Source organism: Sphingobacterium ginsenosidimutans, assembly GCF_039536865.1.
GTDB lineage: Bacteria > Bacteroidota > Bacteroidia > Sphingobacteriales > Sphingobacteriaceae > Sphingobacterium > Sphingobacterium detergens.
In genome coordinates this window covers 2,016,625-2,034,423 of sequence record NZ_BAAAZK010000002.1, presented here as the reverse complement: position 1 = coordinate 2,034,423, position 17,799 = coordinate 2,016,625, and the positions used below count along the sequence as shown (strand labels likewise).

16 protein-coding genes are annotated in these 17,799 nt (G+C 39.7%); 6 read left to right on the top strand and 10 right to left on the bottom strand.

Features of this window, described 5'->3' with window-relative positions:
• The first annotated feature begins 614 nt into the window (after positions 1–614).
• Positions 615–4,481: a TIM-barrel domain-containing protein gene (locus tag ABFX33_RS08400; RefSeq protein ID WP_346085460.1), complete on the top strand. Its 3,867-nt coding sequence runs from the start codon at positions 615–617 to the stop codon at positions 4,479–4,481.
• Between the two features lie 245 nt (positions 4,482–4,726).
• On the opposite strand, the gene ABFX33_RS08395 is transcribed toward ABFX33_RS08400, so the two are convergent.
• The 3 genes from ABFX33_RS08395 to ABFX33_RS08385 all read right to left on the bottom strand — a co-directional run bounded on the left by ABFX33_RS08395 (position 4,727) and on the right by ABFX33_RS08385 (position 6,521).
• Positions 4,727–5,605, bottom strand: coding sequence for a pirin family protein (locus tag ABFX33_RS08395; protein ID WP_346085458.1), 879 nt, complete (start codon positions 5,603–5,605; stop codon positions 4,727–4,729).
• Between the two features lie 175 nt (positions 5,606–5,780).
• Complete coding sequence (locus tag ABFX33_RS08390; protein WP_257087804.1) at positions 5,781–6,098, bottom strand: hypothetical protein; 318 nt, start codon at positions 6,096–6,098, stop codon at positions 5,781–5,783.
• On the bottom strand, positions 6,099–6,521 hold the full coding sequence (locus ABFX33_RS08385) for an OsmC family protein (RefSeq protein ID WP_346085457.1): 423 nt from the start codon (positions 6,519–6,521) through the stop codon (positions 6,099–6,101).
• Positions 6,522–6,754: 233 nt separating this feature from the next.
• Here ABFX33_RS08385 and ABFX33_RS08380 point away from each other — a divergent pair, with 233 nt between their 5' ends.
• On the top strand, positions 6,755–7,474 hold the full coding sequence (locus tag ABFX33_RS08380) for a hypothetical protein (protein WP_346085455.1): 720 nt from the start codon (positions 6,755–6,757) through the stop codon (positions 7,472–7,474).
• 14 nt (positions 7,475–7,488) lie between these two features.
• On the opposite strand, the gene ABFX33_RS08375 is transcribed toward ABFX33_RS08380, so the two are convergent.
• From ABFX33_RS08375 to ABFX33_RS08360, 4 genes are all read right to left on the bottom strand, one after another.
• Positions 7,489–8,055 (bottom strand): AAA family ATPase, encoded by a 567-nt coding sequence (locus tag ABFX33_RS08375; RefSeq protein WP_346085454.1) that lies wholly within the window; start codon positions 8,053–8,055, stop codon positions 7,489–7,491.
• Positions 8,056–8,135: 80 nt separating this feature from the next.
• Positions 8,136–9,227 carry a DUF6688 domain-containing protein gene (locus ABFX33_RS08370; protein ID WP_487047293.1) on the bottom strand — a complete coding sequence of 364 codons (1,092 nt, stop codon included), beginning with the start codon at positions 9,225–9,227 and terminating at the stop codon, positions 8,136–8,138.
• A 28-nt stretch (positions 9,228–9,255) separates the two neighbouring features.
• Positions 9,256–9,714, bottom strand: coding sequence for an SRPBCC family protein (locus ABFX33_RS08365; RefSeq protein WP_346085451.1), 459 nt, complete (start codon positions 9,712–9,714; stop codon positions 9,256–9,258).
• A 19-nt stretch (positions 9,715–9,733) separates the two neighbouring features.
• Positions 9,734–10,552, bottom strand: a complete 819-nt coding sequence (locus tag ABFX33_RS08360) for a hypothetical protein (protein ID WP_346085449.1) — start codon at positions 10,550–10,552, stop codon at positions 9,734–9,736.
• A 199-nt stretch (positions 10,553–10,751) separates the two neighbouring features.
• On the opposite strand from ABFX33_RS08360, the gene ABFX33_RS08355 reads away from it, so the two are divergent.
• Together ABFX33_RS08355 and ABFX33_RS08350 are read left to right on the top strand one after the other, a co-directional pair.
• On the top strand, positions 10,752–11,285 hold the full coding sequence (locus ABFX33_RS08355) for a hypothetical protein (protein WP_147420395.1): 534 nt from the start codon (positions 10,752–10,754) through the stop codon (positions 11,283–11,285).
• Position 11,286: 1 nt separating this feature from the next.
• The gene (locus ABFX33_RS08350; protein WP_346085446.1) at positions 11,287–11,829 is read left to right on the top strand and encodes a hypothetical protein; all 543 of its coding nucleotides are present in this window, start codon (positions 11,287–11,289) and stop codon (positions 11,827–11,829) included.
• A gap of 54 nt (positions 11,830–11,883) precedes the next feature.
• Here ABFX33_RS08350 and ABFX33_RS08345 read toward each other — a convergent pair whose 3' ends face one another.
• Genes ABFX33_RS08345 through ABFX33_RS08335 form a run of 3 tightly spaced genes read right to left on the bottom strand, consistent with a single transcriptional unit; the run spans position 11,884 to position 14,020 of the window.
• Positions 11,884–13,113: an RNA polymerase sigma factor gene (locus ABFX33_RS08345; RefSeq protein ID WP_346085445.1), complete on the bottom strand. Its 1,230-nt coding sequence runs from the start codon at positions 13,111–13,113 to the stop codon at positions 11,884–11,886.
• 45 nt (positions 13,114–13,158) lie between these two features.
• Entirely contained in the window at positions 13,159–13,497 is a 339-nt protein-coding gene (locus tag ABFX33_RS08340; RefSeq protein ID WP_346085443.1) for a YciI family protein, read from the bottom strand.
• Positions 13,498–13,546: 49 nt separating this feature from the next.
• Positions 13,547–14,020 carry a carboxymuconolactone decarboxylase family protein gene (locus ABFX33_RS08335; RefSeq protein WP_120259139.1) on the bottom strand — a complete coding sequence of 158 codons (474 nt, stop codon included), beginning with the start codon at positions 14,018–14,020 and terminating at the stop codon, positions 13,547–13,549.
• Positions 14,021–14,243: 223 nt separating this feature from the next.
• Here ABFX33_RS08335 and ABFX33_RS08330 point away from each other — a divergent pair, with 223 nt between their 5' ends.
• Positions 14,244–14,948, top strand: a complete 705-nt coding sequence (locus tag ABFX33_RS08330; protein ID WP_120259138.1) for an MgtC/SapB family protein — start codon at positions 14,244–14,246, stop codon at positions 14,946–14,948.
• Between the two features lie 65 nt (positions 14,949–15,013).
• Positions 15,014–17,719: a magnesium-translocating P-type ATPase gene (gene mgtA, locus ABFX33_RS08325; RefSeq protein ID WP_346085441.1), complete on the top strand. Its 2,706-nt coding sequence runs from the start codon at positions 15,014–15,016 to the stop codon at positions 17,717–17,719.
• Positions 17,720–17,799 lie beyond the last annotated feature (80 nt).

Here is a 17,799-nt window from a genome sequence, read left to right as displayed (position 1 = left end):
ACTTTTCAGAAGGTTCCAAAGGACAATGGGGCCGGGATAAAGCCCACTGGGTGACGCTCGGAAAAGAGGCACATATGTTCCGCAACCCTATTATCTGGTAAAAAGCTGTATGGCTCTGGCCCAAAAGCCACACTGGAATACACTCCCAAAAACTACTAAGGGATAAGGCTCTACAACGGTACTATCCGTACAGATCTGTATGGTATTGCTCTGAGGTAATGCGCTACTACCTTGTTAATATGTTTCCCAGCGATTACTGGCCCCGCCAAGACAAAAATTCCAGAAGAATGATGCCTCTGCTCCCCAATGTCACAGAGGGATAGGGCTCCGCAACCGTACTATCCGGTACAGATTTATATGGGCCTGATCTAAGGTGTTGTGTTATGACTGCGTTTATGTACTCTCCAGAAAACGATACATTGGGCTTGCAGTAGAAGTCCCGCTAAAATCACTTTACTCCTGCAACATTATTATTGGACAATCGTTTGCATTCCTGAAGCTCTTTTTTACTTGGATTTACTATTGTATTATTGTTATGTTAATTTAACAGCATATTGATGCCTATCCCAAAGATGGAAAAGCAATTGTGCTATTCAATATTATAAATTATATACATGAAGATATCTTTTTGGAGTACAAAAGCGCAAGTTAGTTTGTTAGTTGGATTGGCTTCTCCGTTTATTTTTCAAACGAATAGAGTCAGTGCCATGGCTAGCACAGTCGCTTATTATCAGATAGAACAGCGCTCTACTGTTAGCAAAATTATTGCTGTGCAGAAAATTAACCCAACAACAGTAGAGATTGTATATGACAACAACCAAAGACTGACATTGGATTTCTATGGAAATCATATTTTCAGGATGTTCCAAGATATACACGGTGGGATTATTCGCGATCCGGAAGCAAAACCTGACGCGAAGATCCTTGTCGAAGAGCCACGAAAAGCAGTGGATAACTTGGAAGTAAAGGACGATGGTAGTAAGGCGATAATAACGACCAAAGACATCATATTCTCCATAGATAAGCAGACATCACAGTTTAGTATCCTAAATCGTAATACGAACAAAGTCGTCGTAGAGAGTTTAAAACCTATCGCTTTCGAATCTAAGCAAGTGAGCTTAGAACTAAAGGAAAACAAGGATGAGTACTTCTTCGGCGGGGGCGTTCAGAATGGACGGTTTTCCCATAAAGGTAAAGCGATCGCAATAGAAAACCAAAATAGCTGGACGGATGGCGGAGTCGCATCACCCACACCCTATTTTTGGTCAACCAATGGTTATGGGTTTATGTGGCATACCTTTAAAAAGGGGAATTATGCATTTGGTACAAAACCAAAAGGAACAGTTAAACTCACTCATGATACAGATTACCTCGATGTCTTTTTTATGATCAATGACGGTACTGTACCGCTATTGAATGATTTCTACCAGTTAACGGGTAATCCTATTCTTCTTCCAAAATTTGGCCTATATGAAGGTCACCTAAATGCATATAATCGGGATTTTTGGAAAGAGGATGAAAAAGGGATTCTATTTGAAGATGGTAAACGTTATAAAGAAAGCCAAAAAGACAATGGTGGTACGAAAGAATCATTAAATGGTGAAAAAGGTAATTACCAATTTTCAGCCCGTGCGGTAATCGATCGTTATAAAGCGCATGATATGCCTTTGGGGTGGATTCTACCCAATGATGGTTATGGTGCTGGATATGGTCAAACCGAAACATTGGATGGTAATATTAATAATCTAAAAGAATTTGGTAATTATGCACGTAAAAATGGAGTGGAAATCGGTTTGTGGACACAGTCTGATTTACACCCCAAAGATAGTATCAGTGCATTATTGCAAAGAGATATCGTTAAGGAAGTACGCGATGCCGGTGTGCGGGTATTGAAGACAGATGTTGCTTGGGTAGGCCCAGGCTATTCCTTTGGTTTGAATGGCGTTGCTGACGTGGGTCATACGATGCCTTATTATGGTAACGATGCACGGCCATTTATTATCTCATTAGACGGTTGGGCTGGGACGCAACGTTATGCCGGTATTTGGTCTGGGGATCAAACAGGTGGTGTATGGGAATATATTCGATTTCATATTCCAACCTATATCGGTTCTGGACTGTCCGGACAGCCAAATATCACTTCCGATATGGATGGTATTTTTGGAGGTAAAAATTTCAAAGTCAACATTAGAGACTTTCAGTGGAAAACATGGACACCAATGGAACTGAATATGGACGGTTGGGGATCCAACGAAAAGTATCCTCATGCGCTGGGTGAACCCGCGACTTCCATTAACCGCCTCTACCTCAAGTTGAAATCACAATTGGTTCCTTATAGCTACAGTATTGCTAAACAGGCTGTCGATGGTTTGCCAATCATCCGTGCGATGTTTTTGGAGCAAGCAAATCAGTATACGCTTGGTAAAGCAACGCAGTACCAATATCTGTATGGACCGAATTTTTTGGTTGCACCGATCTATCAGGAAACACGTGTAGATGAGAAGGGCAATGATATTCGTAATGGTATTTACTTGCCAGATGGAGAGTGGATCGATTATTTTACAGGTGAGAAATATAAAGGCGGGCGTATTATCAATAATTTTGACGTGCCAATCTGGAAGCTCCCTGTGTTTGTTAAAAATGGTGCCATCATACCGGTCACTAATCCTAACAACAATGTATATGAAATCAAGAAGGATCAACGTATTTACGAGGTTTATCCATCTGGGAATTCCGAATTTATGGAATATGATGATGATGGGAAAACTGAGGCCTATCGTTACGGAAAAGGAGTGAACACAAAGATTTATTCTCTACAGAAAGATAATAAAGTGTTGTTCACAATAGCGCCATCACAAGGTGAATTCGAGGGCTTTGAGAAGGCGAAATCGACTGAAGTTCGTTTTAATGTGACTGCGACACCAAAGAAGGTAACAGCCAAAGTGAACAAAAAAGGTGTAAAACTTCAAGAGGCTCATTCACTAGCCGAGTTTAATGGATTAGAAAATGCCTATTTCTATGATGCACAGCCTAATCTGAATCAATTTGCGACAAAGGGATCAGAATTTGAGAAAGTTGCCTTGATTAAAAATCCGATGGTATTGGTGCGTATTGGTAAACAGGATGTGTCATCGACTGCAATTGAAATACAGGTGGATGGTTTCCAATTTACGCCAGCTGATAAGTACTTATCACAGACAGCTGTACTGACCGCTCCGACAGCCAAAGTAACGGAAAGTAATACACAAGCTTATACGATAACACCAACTTGGGAGAAGGTTGCCAATGCGGACTATTATGAGATCGCTTTCAATGATCTGATCTACTCGACCATTAAAGACAATCAATTGCTCTTTGAAGGTTTAGACGCTGAGACGGATTATGCCTTTAAAATTAGGGCCGTCAATAAAGCCGGTGCTTCCGATTGGAGTACATTCACCGCAAAAACAAAAGCTAATCCGTTAGAATTTGCGATCGAAGGTATTAAAGCAGAGACCTCGGTGGACAATCAAGGTGGCAATGGCATCAATAAGTTGTTTAACTATGATGAAGGGGACATGTGGCATACCAAATGGGGGCAAACTGCTGTTCCGTTTGACATGACACTAGATCTGAAATCGGTCAATCAATTGGATAAGTTTGCGTATCTTCCTCGCACGGATGGTGGCAACGGAATCATTTTAAAAGGTAAAGTGTTTTATAGCAATGACAAAGACACCTGGTCTGAGGCTGGAAGCTTTGATTGGAAGCGTGATGGTGAAATGAAGCAATTTAATTTTAGCCAACATCCTGTCGCTCGTTTCATTAAGATTTCGGTTACAGAAGCTGTCGGAGGTTTTGGTTCAGGCCGGGAACTCTATGTCTTTAAGGTGCCAGGATCCACTAGCTATCTACCGGGAGATATCAATAATGACCGTCTGATCGACCAAAATGATTTGACTTCTTATATCAATTATACTGGATTAAGAATGGGTGATGGAGATTTTGAAGGTTATGTGAGTAATGGTGACGTCAATAAAAATAATCTGATTGATGCCTATGATATCTCAAATGTTGCTGTGATGATCGAAGGTGGAGCGAAACCAACCAAAGAGGAGAAAGTTGCTGGTAAGCTGAAATTGACAGCCTCCAAGACTACCTTGAAGTCTGGTGATATCGTTGAAATAGCAGTCAGTGGTGAAAACCTTAAAGCGGTCAACGCACTTAGCTTTGCGTTGCCTTATAATCAAGGAGATTTTGAGTTTGTGGGAATAGATCCATTACAGCTGAAAGAGATGAGTAATTACACCAATGACCGTCTGCATACAAACGGTAGTAAAGCATTGTATCCTACTTTTGTGAATTTGGGCAATAGGGAAACACTGAATGGTTCTGAAATTCTGTTTAAGATTAAGCTGAAAGCCAAACGTAACGTTAATTTCAATTTAAAAGCTATAGATGGTATTTTAGTTGATAAAAAACTCAATTCGATAAGCTTTTAGAAAGTAAAGGCAACCCCCTGAACATTGAATCTTTGAAAAGAGACGATAGGGGATAGAAATAGAATCAAACAAAAACGAGGGTATCCAATAGCTGTTTTGGATACCCTCGTTTTTTGTAAAATCATGCGAACAGTGAAACTGTAATTTTGCTGGTCATTATCCTGAACTTGTTCGACAATGGAAGCTATGAAGCTATTCGATGTCTTGATTATCAATGGGAATAGTAGCTTTAAGACGATGTTTCGTTAGTTTAATATCATGTTGAGATCCATCAAAAGGATTTCGGTATCTGCTGAGGTCGCGGTAAGTTTAATTTCTGAAACATCCCAGATTCCAAAGCCATCTCTTGTTTCCAATTCTTGTCCTTCAACATTGATACTTCCGCTGATGACGAATATATAAACACCATTTCCAGCTTGTTTAATACTATAATTTGTGCTGATACCATTGTCGAAATGTCCCATATGAAACCAGGCATCCTGATGTATCCATACCCCTTCGTCGGACGGATCTGGTGAAAGTATCTGTTGCAACTTGTTGTGTCTTTGCGATCTATCCAATGTAATCTGGTCGTACCGAGGTGCTACATTGCGTTGATTCGGATAGACCCAGATCTGTAAAAATTTGACAGCCTGATCGTTATTTTTATTGTATTCACTATGCATGATGCCCGTTCCTGCACTCATGACTTGGATATCTCCTTTTCGAATAATGGCTTGATTCCCCATACTATCTTCATGCTCCAGGTCCCCTTCTAAAGGAATACTGATAATTTCCATATTATCGTGCGGATGTAATCCGAACCCTCTGCCTGCGGCAACGATATCATCATTCAACACACGGAGTACACCAAAATGCATGCGTTCGGGATTATGGTAATTAGCAAAGCTAAAGGTATGATTACTCTGCAACCAACCATGATTTGCATGACCTCGGCTCGTTGCTTTATGAAGTACACTATGACTTTCCAATTGATCTGAATCGTAATGGACAGCATTGGCATCTAGTGCTTCCAAAGGTTCTATTTCGTCAATGTCATTCTTCATAATACGTGCTGAAGCAGCGCTTGCAGCGAATATGCCGGAACCTAAGAGCCCCTTTTTTATAAAATTTTGTCTATTCATGATCTTCGTATTGATGTATTCAAAATTAATCTACCAAGGATTAATTTTCATTGAACTAGTTTAATAAAAGCCTTGTAATCGAAATTTATAGCTTTCAGAAAATTGGCAAATATGCCTGATGATGGAGATTATTTGTCTTTGAGAAATTTTAGGATATATCTTGAAAGTCTCTCGCTTATTTATCGGGAATCAAATCAGGAAATAAGCTATAAATTTCATTTTTCAAAAGCCCGCTTCCACCGCCATAATGTTTTATTAAACCTATAGAATGGTTTAAATGCGCTATATAATCTGTGATTTCAGCCTCTTCCTGAGTCGATAGACCAGAGCTCAACAACAGGATATCACAAGGATATTCTGAGAGGTAATTCTTACAGGTTGAAAGATCCTGTTGAATGATGGCCTGCCATCCCTGATTGCTTTCTATAATCCGCTTTAACGTTTGGAGAATTTCTTCGTTTTTTCCAAATACGATAATGACCAAATTTTTCATCTAAGGGTTGGTTTTCATAGTTGTATTGACGATGGCGTTGCCCTTTAGTATCTTAGAAATCGGACATTCGTCGGCAATTTGCTGAAGACGCAATACAGTGTTTTCTTCAACAGCCTGTCCGAATGAAATTTCACGGTCAAAATAAGTAACCACTTGTTCTTTTTCAATTCGTAGATACATATTTGCTGATACCTGAATCTCATCGATGTTAAGTTCCTTTTTGTCAATATACATACGTAAGGTTGCCAATGTACAGGAAACGAGGGAAGAGATCAATAGGGTATACGGATCAGGACCGAGATCTTTTCCACCAAGTTTCTCAGGTTCGTCCGTAATAAGTTCACCATTTCGCCATAAGATGGTTGTTTTATATTTTTGTTGGCCGATATGACCGCTTACGGGATTCTCTAGAATATATTTCATACGATTTTCTCTTTTGCTTCTTGTAAAACAAAATTAAAGTCGAATTGATTCAATTCCATTGATGTAGTTCAATAAATATGGAAAAGATCTAAAAAATGGCTTTTTATTTACCCGCTTATACCCATAGTTATCTGTTACGCGATGGAATGAAAAATATCTCTTCGAAAAATTAAATGCTAATGTAAGTTCAATCGCATAAATTTTCTTAATTTTAGTTTGTTTTTACTTTTTTTATGATGAAGAGATTTTTATTTATTGCATGTATAGCTAGTACAGTTCCATTTGCAGCTTTTTCACAGTCCCATGAACTTCGTGTTGGTATCACTTCGGGTGTTTCCAATTTTACGGGATCTGGAAGCACCGCGCAGAGCAATCTCAATGGTTCGAGTCAGCAGGACTATTATACCAATAGTCCTTATGGTAAAAAGTACGGGATCAATTTGGGTGGTGCAGTCAACTATCGCTATGTTTTTGCGAATAATTTTCTTTTAGGCGTAGAGGGAGCTTTTGAACGTCTACAAACTAAAGTTGACCTGGAAGGGAGCGAATTTGCCAATGGTAATCGTGGGCTGACCAAACTCAATCAACAATTCCTGAATTTTAATCCCTTTGTTGGTTATCGCGTTTATTTTGAACCGATGACAATGGATATGCAATTTGGTGTTGATGTTGCCAAGGTGTTGAGCATCAAGGAAAATGGAAGTATAGAAGACAAGAATGGCAATAAAACAAGCTTTACACATGATAGAGGAAAAGCAATTGATGTGGATATCCGCCCGCGACTACAGTTTAATGTCAATTATGATCGTTATACGATTTTTGCAGGTTATTCGTGGGGTTTAAAGGATTATCTCGATGGGTTAATTGGAGCTAACCCAGGGCCGGCACGCTTGAATGTATTTCGCCTGGGACTGCAATATCAATTTTTAACACCGATTTATAGAAATGACTAAAAGTTAATGAAAGATCAATGATCTGCTGATCTGAGCACTTCAAGTATAAATTGATAACGTTGTTCGACCGTTGTTTTAGGTATTTCTACGACCTCATATCCAAGCCGCTCATATACACTTTTCATCTGATTGAATGTGGCTTCGGCCTCTTCCCATGTTTGTTTTCGCTCATTATCGGTTTCATAAATTTCCTGCCAAGGGGGGAGGATAAATATCTTTTTATAATAGCGGTGTGCTTTGGCTTCGGCAAGCAGGGATTCTTCGATAATTAGATTTTCCATTTCGATATAGGCCAGTGTATCAGGAATACCACGGTCAAAAAAGACATAGCCTGGATCTGTAGCGCTTTCTTGTAATTCATGAAGGAAACTGTTCGTGGACGCAGCCAACATCAATGTCGCATAGTATTGTCTGTTTTTCCAGGGTAAACCATCACCATTACTATCCAATTGTTCTTTAATGATTCTACGTGCATCTTCCGGTACAGTTCTATACCCCTGTTTTTGTAGTTCGTTAAGTAGTGTGGTTTTGCCTACACCGGGTCCCCCGGTGAGGACAATAAAATAATTTGTCTGATCCATATTAAAAAAATGTCATACCCTTCCAATACAGCCCAGCATTGTCTGTTTGAAGGATATTATTGTGTAATAATCGAAAATGATTAAGCGTATTGTTTGGCGATTTTCTTCTCTGGTTCTATATATAACGTATATAAAAAGAAAAGAAATATATACTCCAGTGGTTTCATCATCATGTAGGTCAGATTTGATGCCCTGACCGAGTTGATTCTGGTGGAGATATTATATCCGTATCTGTCGTAAAAAGAACGTACATAACGATGAAGGACTGGAGATAGATCACTTAAAATTTCTTCAAAAGCATTAGCTACCAATAGTTGACGGTTAACAATGATCGTATTTCCATGTCGCTTACCTAAGCGTAGTGGCTTCACAACTGTTGGATCCCCTTTGGCAGCCACTGTACAAAGGTAATGTCCACGGTGATCTAAAATAGGAGGGTGCATTTTTTGAGAGAAAGCCCAGGTCGTGGTCTCCGTGAATACCTTGGCCATTGAATCGCTATCTTGACCAAATAGAATAAGAATTGCGGTCACCAGGAGAAAGACAGGAACGAGCAGGATAAGCGCCCATAGCGGATAATCTAATTTGGATGAGAGCAATATATTGATCTTGTTCAGTATGGGATTGCGATAAGTTCTGTGCAAGGATGTCTCTCTCTCCTGGCGGATGATCTTCCAGATAAAGCCTATGCCAAAACAGAAACAGAAAAGAGGCGTGAAAATAAAGTAAAATGTTCCTTCATTACCAACATAGATACTTAGGGTAGATGTATCGTGATAACTTACCTGAGTCAATACAAAGATACTGATTATTGATCCGATCATCAAAATAATGAGGGCGAGGACAAGAGGAATAGGTGGTATTTTCCGGCCTTTTATCCAAATAGCCATCACAGCGACATTGAAAGCAACAAAATAGATAAACAATGATAAGGCATGTTTTCCGCCAAAAGGTAAGTAACAAGCACCGTCAACAGGATCAACAGCCTCATGATATTGACTGGAATGGGTTAATAGACCAACTCCAGAGATCGCTAAGGACAGGATGTAGCCAATAATAACAGCATATTCAACAAAGGATATCTTTTTATTCTGTCTTTTAATTGCAGAGCGCAGTAGATAGATCAATCCGGCAAATAAAGCAACAACAAGGAAAAATATAATGTACATGATAGCAAATAAAATTATTAGGCGAATGTAATCAAATCATTGTTTCTAATTCATGTTCAAGGCGATCAAAGTTTTCTTCATTTTTATCGATGACAAAGCTTTTGATTTTGTTGCATTCTTCAGTAGTATTGAATATCATTCGAAAACCGAATTTTGTTTTACCGGGAGCAATATCAGTCAGCGATAGCTCCATTCGGAAAAGCGGTTTGGACAGTCTATCCCAGGTAATTAATTTGGGGTAAATTATTTCGGAAAAAATGCATTCATTTTGGTAATTACCTTTATCTGGACCATGCATGATAAACTTCCATCGTCCTCCGGGTCTAAAGTCAAATTCTTCGAATGTATTGGTAAAACCAGCTGGCCCCCACCAATTTTCTAAATGAGAGGGATTAGCACATGCCTCAAAGACGAGGTCTATTGCTGCATCTACTATTCTCGAACTGACAATTTCATTATCAGGTGAAAGTATGAAAGGGGGTGTGACCATTGTCTCTGCTGTGTTTATGTTAACCAAATAATCGCTTCCAGAAGCCTTTCTTTTGGATAACCTCATTGGTTTTCTCTGTATCAGTCGTTGTACTTGCGGGTTCTACATGAACTTTTTCGACTTTGACATTATGTAGGATCTCATTTTCAGGGAGACCGTTGCGTTGTTCGATGTTTTTGATCTGTTCGAATGCTGTGGTTTGATAGAGCAGTGGACCTTCTTTATCACAGTTAAAGAGGTTGGAATAGCTTTTAGATTCATTCAAATCAAGGGGCTGAGGTTCTACAACTTCTGTGGCCTCCAAGAGACCCAATCCGCGCTCTTTGGCAAAATTCAAAGCCTTTAGGAAAATGTTGATGCGCCCATCTGAAAATAGTTGATCCAATTCCGATTTAATCTCCAGATTATGGTGATAATCGTCCAATAAACGTACGACCTGATCCGCAGAAATAAATACACCCGAGCAATAATTTTCAACAAGCCTGTTTTGTACCTTTTTTGTGAGGGATCCAATTGGGATAAATTCTTCCCATTTTTTATAGTAGGAATCTAACTGTTTGTTCTCTGAAAAGGACAATGCACCGCCGCGGACGTAAAAGTAGGTTTCAAAAAATCCTTGAACAACAGCGATAAAGAAACCATGCGTTTTGTCAAAATAATCATTTTGATCTGTTTCCCGACCTGCGTTTATTGTGTCCTGATATTTGGTTTTATAGAAGTCGTCAATTTGGTGATCGGATGCTAGCGCCTCTATTTTTTCTGGATTTGCAATCACTTCAAAATACCAGGTATTAATCTGTTCTTCAGAAATAGGGTGGTAACTAATATCAAAGCCCATAATTAGCGGTTTTTAATCTGTTGTTTTTGTATTTACTAAAATATTAAAAATTAGCGTGTTGGGCAAGTAAAATATAAAAGATCGTGAGGTGTTTCATTCAATATAACGATTTGCTGACTATTCCGGATGAAGGAGCGGGTCACCAACGGGGTTGTGGGTTTAAGTAATATTAGGTACTTTGGAACAAAATAAAATTTATATGAAGCACTTACTATTTATTATTTTCATGTCGGCAAGTTTATTCTTCACGGCTTGCCAATCCCCAAGTCCGGAAAATTTTTTCGGAAAAGTTGTTCTAAATACAAACCTTGTCGCTGACTTTGCTCCCGAGCGTTTTGGTAAACGTCTTGAACAGGAAACTGTCGAATTTCCAAATACCCCCTCCAGTAAGAAAGAAGGGAATGAGGCTCAAAAAACAGTGGAATTTAAAATTCAAACTGTAGAGAAAGCATTGAAAGACATCAATGAACTTCATGTTTCAGATGATGATGCAAAAGCCTTAAAAGAAAAGTCTATCACCTTATTTGAGAAGGTACTTCCGGTTTATAAAAATGAGTATACGGCCTATGCCAAACTTTGTGATACCAAGGGATCTGCTGAGGAAAAGCAGGCATTGCTTGAAAAGATTCAAAAAGATGCTATGCCTGAGATCGACAAAGTATTTGATGAAGTATATGTTTTAGGAAAATCGTATGCCGAAAAACATAACCTTAATGTGAACTGGGGTAACTAAGATGAATCAGGAAACTAACTTATATAGAAATAGCAGCAAAACCGTTAAGCTTCTCGCTATGTCAGGCGGGATTTGTGTCATTCTTTTGTTGACCTTTTTGTACTGTATTGGACTCTTTGATGGTGAATTAAAAGTTAAACCTGCCGTATTTTCGGGTGCTGCATTATTGGTGATGCTGATTCTGTTGTTGAGCAGTTTATTAAGCCTTCGGGACAAGTCTGCTCAGATTGTATTGAATAAAAACCATTTTTCGGGAAAAACAACCCCATTGGCAAAGGCATTTGGGATAGGAAATTGGGAAGATGTCACAGCCATTAATTTGCAAAAAGTAGGTGGTGATACTTTGGTGATTGTCACTTTGAGCAATGCTTCCAATTATAAAGACCGGCTTCCATCGATGTTATGGAAAATGGCTTATTATGAAGCTACACAAGAATTAAATATCATGTATTCTGCTTCTGTGATAGGCATCGAACCTGCCGAACTCTACGAATTATTTATGAGTTATTGGCAGCACTCAAAAAAAGAATCGGGGATACACTAAAAGCCCGTAATTGGAAGAGTACATGCATTAACACTGTATAACGGCTCGCGAACTTTACAGCATATCGATCTTGCGTTGGATAGTCTCCTGCTCTTGGGCGTTTTTTGCCAATGCTTGCGCACGCTGAAAGTTCGCGATTGCTTTCTGTCTATCTATATCCTTATAGAGTTCTCCTAAGAGTGCAAAATAAAAGTGATTGTCTGATAGATTCAGTTTTTTTGCTTCAACTAATGCCATTTTTGCTCCTTTTGCCTTATATAAAGCAAATGTTCTGTTGAGTACTGCGCCCGGTGAATAATTGACCAGTAGCAATCGGTCGTAAAGCTGAAGGATTTCGCCCCATTTTTCTGCTGTATCTGCTTTTGTACAATGGCATTGTGCAATTTTTGCTTCGATATGATAAGACGTCAGCTGATCACCGTCGGCCGATTGATTCAAAAAATATATCCCTTGATTGATTAATTCTTGGTTCCATAATTTCTCGTTCTGTTGCTCATACAGGATAAATTCACCATCGGTACTGTGCCGGGCGTCGAAACGTGAAGAATGAAAACAGATTAAGGCAATGAGTGCATGTGTTTTTGGAACATTCGTTTTCTCGTAGGCGGATAGCATTAACGCAAGACGCAAGGCTTCTATACACAGATCTTTGCGTAAAATCTGGTTTTGCGTTTTGGAATAATAACCCTCATTGAATAAGAGGTAGATAATATGTAGCACATTGTCCAGCCTTTGGACGATTTCCTTTTCGGATGGCAACTCCAGCTGGATCTTTTCTGTACGGAGCTTTTCTTTTGCCCGGAATAAACGCTTATTAATTGTTTCTTTATTTGAGAGGAAGGCTTCGGCGATTTCTTCAATACCAAAACCACAGAGAATCCGTAGTGCCAGTCCGATCTGAGCCTCACTAGCAATCGCAGGTGTACAGATGGCAAACAGCATCTTCAACTGACTATCTTTGATGTTTTCCTGCGTGAAGCTAAATTCATCGCTATGATCCACTGCGATTTGTTTTTGATGTATTTCCGGGATTACTTTGTCTTCGAAAATCTTATTCCGTCTAAAGTAGCTTAAGGTTTTCTTTTTGGCTACCGTGTAAAGCCATGCCGTTGGATTTGGAGGCAAGCCCTTTGTCTGCCACGATTCCGTAGCCAGCAAAAATGTTTCACTGACGATATCTTCCGCAATTTCAATATATTGTAAACCAAAACCTTTTGAAATTACAGCGACAATCTTGGTGAATTCCTGTTGAAAAAGCTGTTTTAGAAAATTAGATTCCATCATACATAATAGGGCAGTTGTATACTACACAACCGCCCTTTAATTTTTTTAAACTAAAAGTGCCCTGATCTCAACACTACCATTAGATTCTAAAATCGGACAACCATGTGCCAATGTTGTCGCTTCCTCAAGGTTTTCTGCTGCGATGACAATAAAGCCACCAAGACTTTCTCTGATCTCTACAAATGGGCCATCTGTAATGACTCCACCGGGTTTTAATACCTTTCCGGCTTTTTCAAGTCGTGAACCATGGTCGGATAGTTTTCCCTGTGCTTCAATGTCGCCGATCCAATCCTGCCATTTTTTGTTTATTCTGGCAATTTCTTCGTCATTCAAAAGAGGCTGCTCATTGCCTGCTTGCCTAAATAATAAGATGAAATCTTTCATGCTTATAGTTTAATATGTTAAATAATTTTATTTACCTGGTTTTTTGTTATTATGCCGTCTGCACCTTATGTTGACCGACTTTGTACCCGCCAGCTTCAGTGCGGAAAGAAATATTAAAACGGTTGTATGCATTGATTGTTGTTACCGCCAAAGTCAGATCGATCAGTTCCTCTTCAGAAAACTCTTGGTTTGCAATGGCATAAACCTCATCAGGTACATCACCATTGGTTATTTTTGTTACCGCTTCGGCCCATTCCAAGGCCGCACGTTCGCGTGCACTGTAAAGTGGTGCCTCGCGCCAAGCGTCCAATAAAAATAGGCGCTGTGGATTTTCGCCAGTAGCAAGCAAATCTTTTGAATGCATGTCTAGGCAATAAGCACAACCGTTGATCTGTGATACTCTAAAATAAATCAGATGCAAAAGCTCTTGTTCGATTGCACATTTACCTAAATAAGCACCCAATCCAAACATAGCTTTCATAGCATTTTGGCCTTTTGCGAAAAAATTGATTCGTTGTTTCATTTTATTATTGTTTTAAGTGTAACTGTTTTACACTACAATAATGATTGAAGTTAAAGAAATTGGACATAAGGCTTGAAATATTTTTTTATTTCTTTTTAAATTATTGTTTTTCAGATGTTTAATCTTATTATTTTTCTAATAAAATTCTAATGATTTTCTATATGATCTCTAACGGTCATCCTGGTAACGATTGCTGACCTTTGCACGCAAAGGAGGATGAGCTATGGTTATTTTTGAATTTGCACTACGATTATTGGCCGCATTACTTTTGGGTGCCGCAGTTGGTTCCGAAAGACAGTGGCGCCAGAAGAATGCTGGACTTCGTACGAATACACTGGTGTCGCTAGGTTCAGCTGCTTTTGTACTTCTTTCTATTGAAATAGGTGGTGATGCTACAGGACGTATCGCTTCCTATGTCGTCAGTGGGATTGGTTTCCTCGGTGCGGGAGTGATTATGAAGGATGGATTGAATGTGCATGGTCTCAATACTGCGGCTACGATCTGGTGCTCAGCTGCAGTAGGTGCATTATCGGGTTTGGGTTTGTATCCACAGGCAGCGTTGGTAGCTGCAGCCATTATTCTGACACATTTGATCTTCCGTCCCATCGGCCAGCGGATGGGTTTCATCAAATTTAGTAAATCAGCAGTGGCACAAACCGACTATCTGGTATCTATCCGATGCGGCATCGCTATCGAAAATCATATTCGTGTGCTGTTGATCCAAATGTTGGGCAATGAGGAGAAGGTATTATTGACATCACTATCCAGCGATGATACTGTGGAGGCGAATGCGGCCGCAATTACTGCTGTTATCAAAGCTGTTGGCCAACAGGATAGTCTGATTGAACGGATAGCCAGTCGACTGACAATGGAAGAAAAAGTAAGCAAAATAAGCTGGGAAATTATCGGCACTGAAGCCGATCTGTAAAACTGTTGTGCCACTTCTTGTGGCGGTAAGTTGTATCGCATATAAATTAAACAAAGACTAGGGTTATGATCAGCGTTAGAAACAAAATAAGAAACCCATTGCATAGCATGATCAGTTCAAATGGTATGAATGTGGGAACGATCACCAAATTGCAGGAAATTGCGAGTCAGGATGAAAAAATGGCTTGTGCTATGCTGGAAAGTAGTGATGGTGGGATTACAGATGATATGGCCAGTGAGCGCCGCCAGAAATTTGGACTGAATGAAATACAACATCAAAAGGCTCCCAAATGGTATATTCAATTGATAAAGGCATTCGCTAATCCCTTTATTTACATATTGCTGGTCATTGCTGTTGTGTCTTTCGTTCTAGATGTCTGGCTTGCATCACCGGACGATAGGGATTATAAGACTGTCCTTGTGGTTTCTATTATGGTATTAATCAGCGCCCTCTTACGTTTTATACAGGAGTATAGAAGTAATGCAGCCGCTGAAAAACTCAAAGGCATGGTGAAAACCACAGCTACTGTATTGCGAAAATTCAAAGGACGACGAGAGATCTCTATTGCTGAACTCGTACCAGGGGATATTGTTTATCTCTCTGCTGGCGATATGATTCCATCTGATTGCCGGATTATACAGAGTAAGGATCTTTTTGTGAGTGAAAGTATGCTGACAGGAGAGGCGCTTCCCGTAGAGAAGAATTATTTGCCAATTCGAGATGCGAAAGAAAAGCAGGCCATTGAGCTTAGCAATATCTGTTTTATGGGAACCAATGTTGTCAGTGGTTCAGCTATAGCGATTATTGTAACCACAGGTAACTATACCTATTTCGGGAGTATCAGTAAATCCATTACGGGTGAACGGCCAGAAACAAGTTTTGATAAAGGGATAAACAAGGTGAGTTTTCTACTTATTCGCTTTATGCTGGTGATGGTTCCATTGATCTTTTTGATCAATGGCTTGATGAAAGGGAATTGGACCGAAGCGTTGTTATTTGCGATTGCTGTGGCCGTAGGGCTTACACCTGAGATGCTCCCGATGATTGTGACGGCAAATCTAGCCAAAGGAGCGGTTAATATGAGTAAACGTAAAGTCATTGTCAAACGCTTGAACTCCATTCAGAATATCGGTGCGATGGATATTCTCTGTACAGATAAAACAGGTACACTGACCTTGGACAAGATCGTGATGGAAAAGCACCTCAATGTCTATGGTGTAGAAGATGACGAAGTACTCAAATGGGCTTACCTCAATAGTTTTCATCAGACAGGCTTAAAAAATCTGATGGATAAGGCGGTACTGGAGCATGTTGAACTGCATGATTATCTAAAAGTCGAAGATCAATACCTGAAAGTGGATGAGATACCCTTTGATTTTCAACGGCGAAGAATGTCCGTCATTCTCAAAAAGCATAACGGTAAACATCTCCTGATCTGTAAGGGGGCAGTAGAGGAAATGTTGGAATTATGTACCCATGCGTTTGATCCTGGGGATGATCGTAGCCTACATATTGAAAATGACCGTACTGTATATATGGATGATACTATGCGGAGAATCGTGCTGAATACATCCAAAAAGATGAATGAAGAAGGTTTGCGCGTATTGTTGGTTGCCATTCGGGAATTTGAGGGATCCCATCCATTGACTTATGCCATTGCAGATGAAGTCAAATTAACGTTGACTGGTTTTATTGGTTTTTTGGACCCGGCCAAACCTTCTGCAGCACCAGCGATTGAAGCCCTGCATAAATTGGGGGTAGCTGTAAAAGTGCTGACAGGAGATAATGAGATCGTCACACGTAAAATCTGTCATGATGTGGGGATCCCTGTGCAACGTATTATTAATGGAAGCGAACTGGATCAGATCAATGATCAAGAATTGGATCAATGTATTGTTGACGTTTCCGTTTTTGCAAAATTAAGTCCATTGCAAAAAGTACGTGTGGTCAAAGCCTTGCGGTCCAAGGGACATACCGTTGGTTTTATGGGCGATGGTATTAATGATGCTGCCGCAATTAAAGAGGCTGATGTAGGCATTAGTGTGGATACGGCGGTGGATATTACCAAAGAAAGTGCGGATATCATCCTATTGGAAAAAGATCTGATGGTTCTTCGAAAGGGTGTGATCTATGGTCGACGTACTTTTGGTAACATCATTAAATATATTAAGATGACAGCCAGCAGTAATTTTGGAAATATGTTCAGTATGCTCGGCGCGAGCGCGTTTCTGCCTTTTTTGCCGATGTTGCCGGTACACCTGCTGATACAGAATTTGTTATATGATATTTCACAGGTTTCTATTCCTTGGGACAGTATGGATGAAGAATTTATTCAGGAACCGAAAAAATGGGATGCGGGGAGCGTGTCAAAGTTTATGCTTTTTATTGGTCCGATCAGTTCTATCTTTGATTTTGCGACTTTTGCATTGATGTATTTTGTCTTCAAAGCAAATACGGTCGAACATCAGACGCTTTTTCAATCGGGGTGGTTTGTCGAAGGACTGCTTTCACAGACTTTGATCATCCATATGATCCGTACACGCAAGATACCTTTTATACAAAGCTGGGCTGCCGCTCCCGTCGTGGCATTGACCTCCTTGGTTATGGTTATCGGTATTCTGCTGCCATTTTCACCTTTCGCTGAGGCTTTGAAATTACAGGCGCTACCATTGTCTTATTTTCCTTGGCTAATAGGTATTTTGATCGGTTATTGCCTGTTGACACAGTTTGTTAAGAACTGGTTTATTCAAAAATTCCATACTTGGCTGTAAGTAAAAAGGATGGGGCTGTTTTTAATTGTAAAATCCTTGCGGTGGTTTGATTAAAAATCAACAACAATTGTTATTTTTAA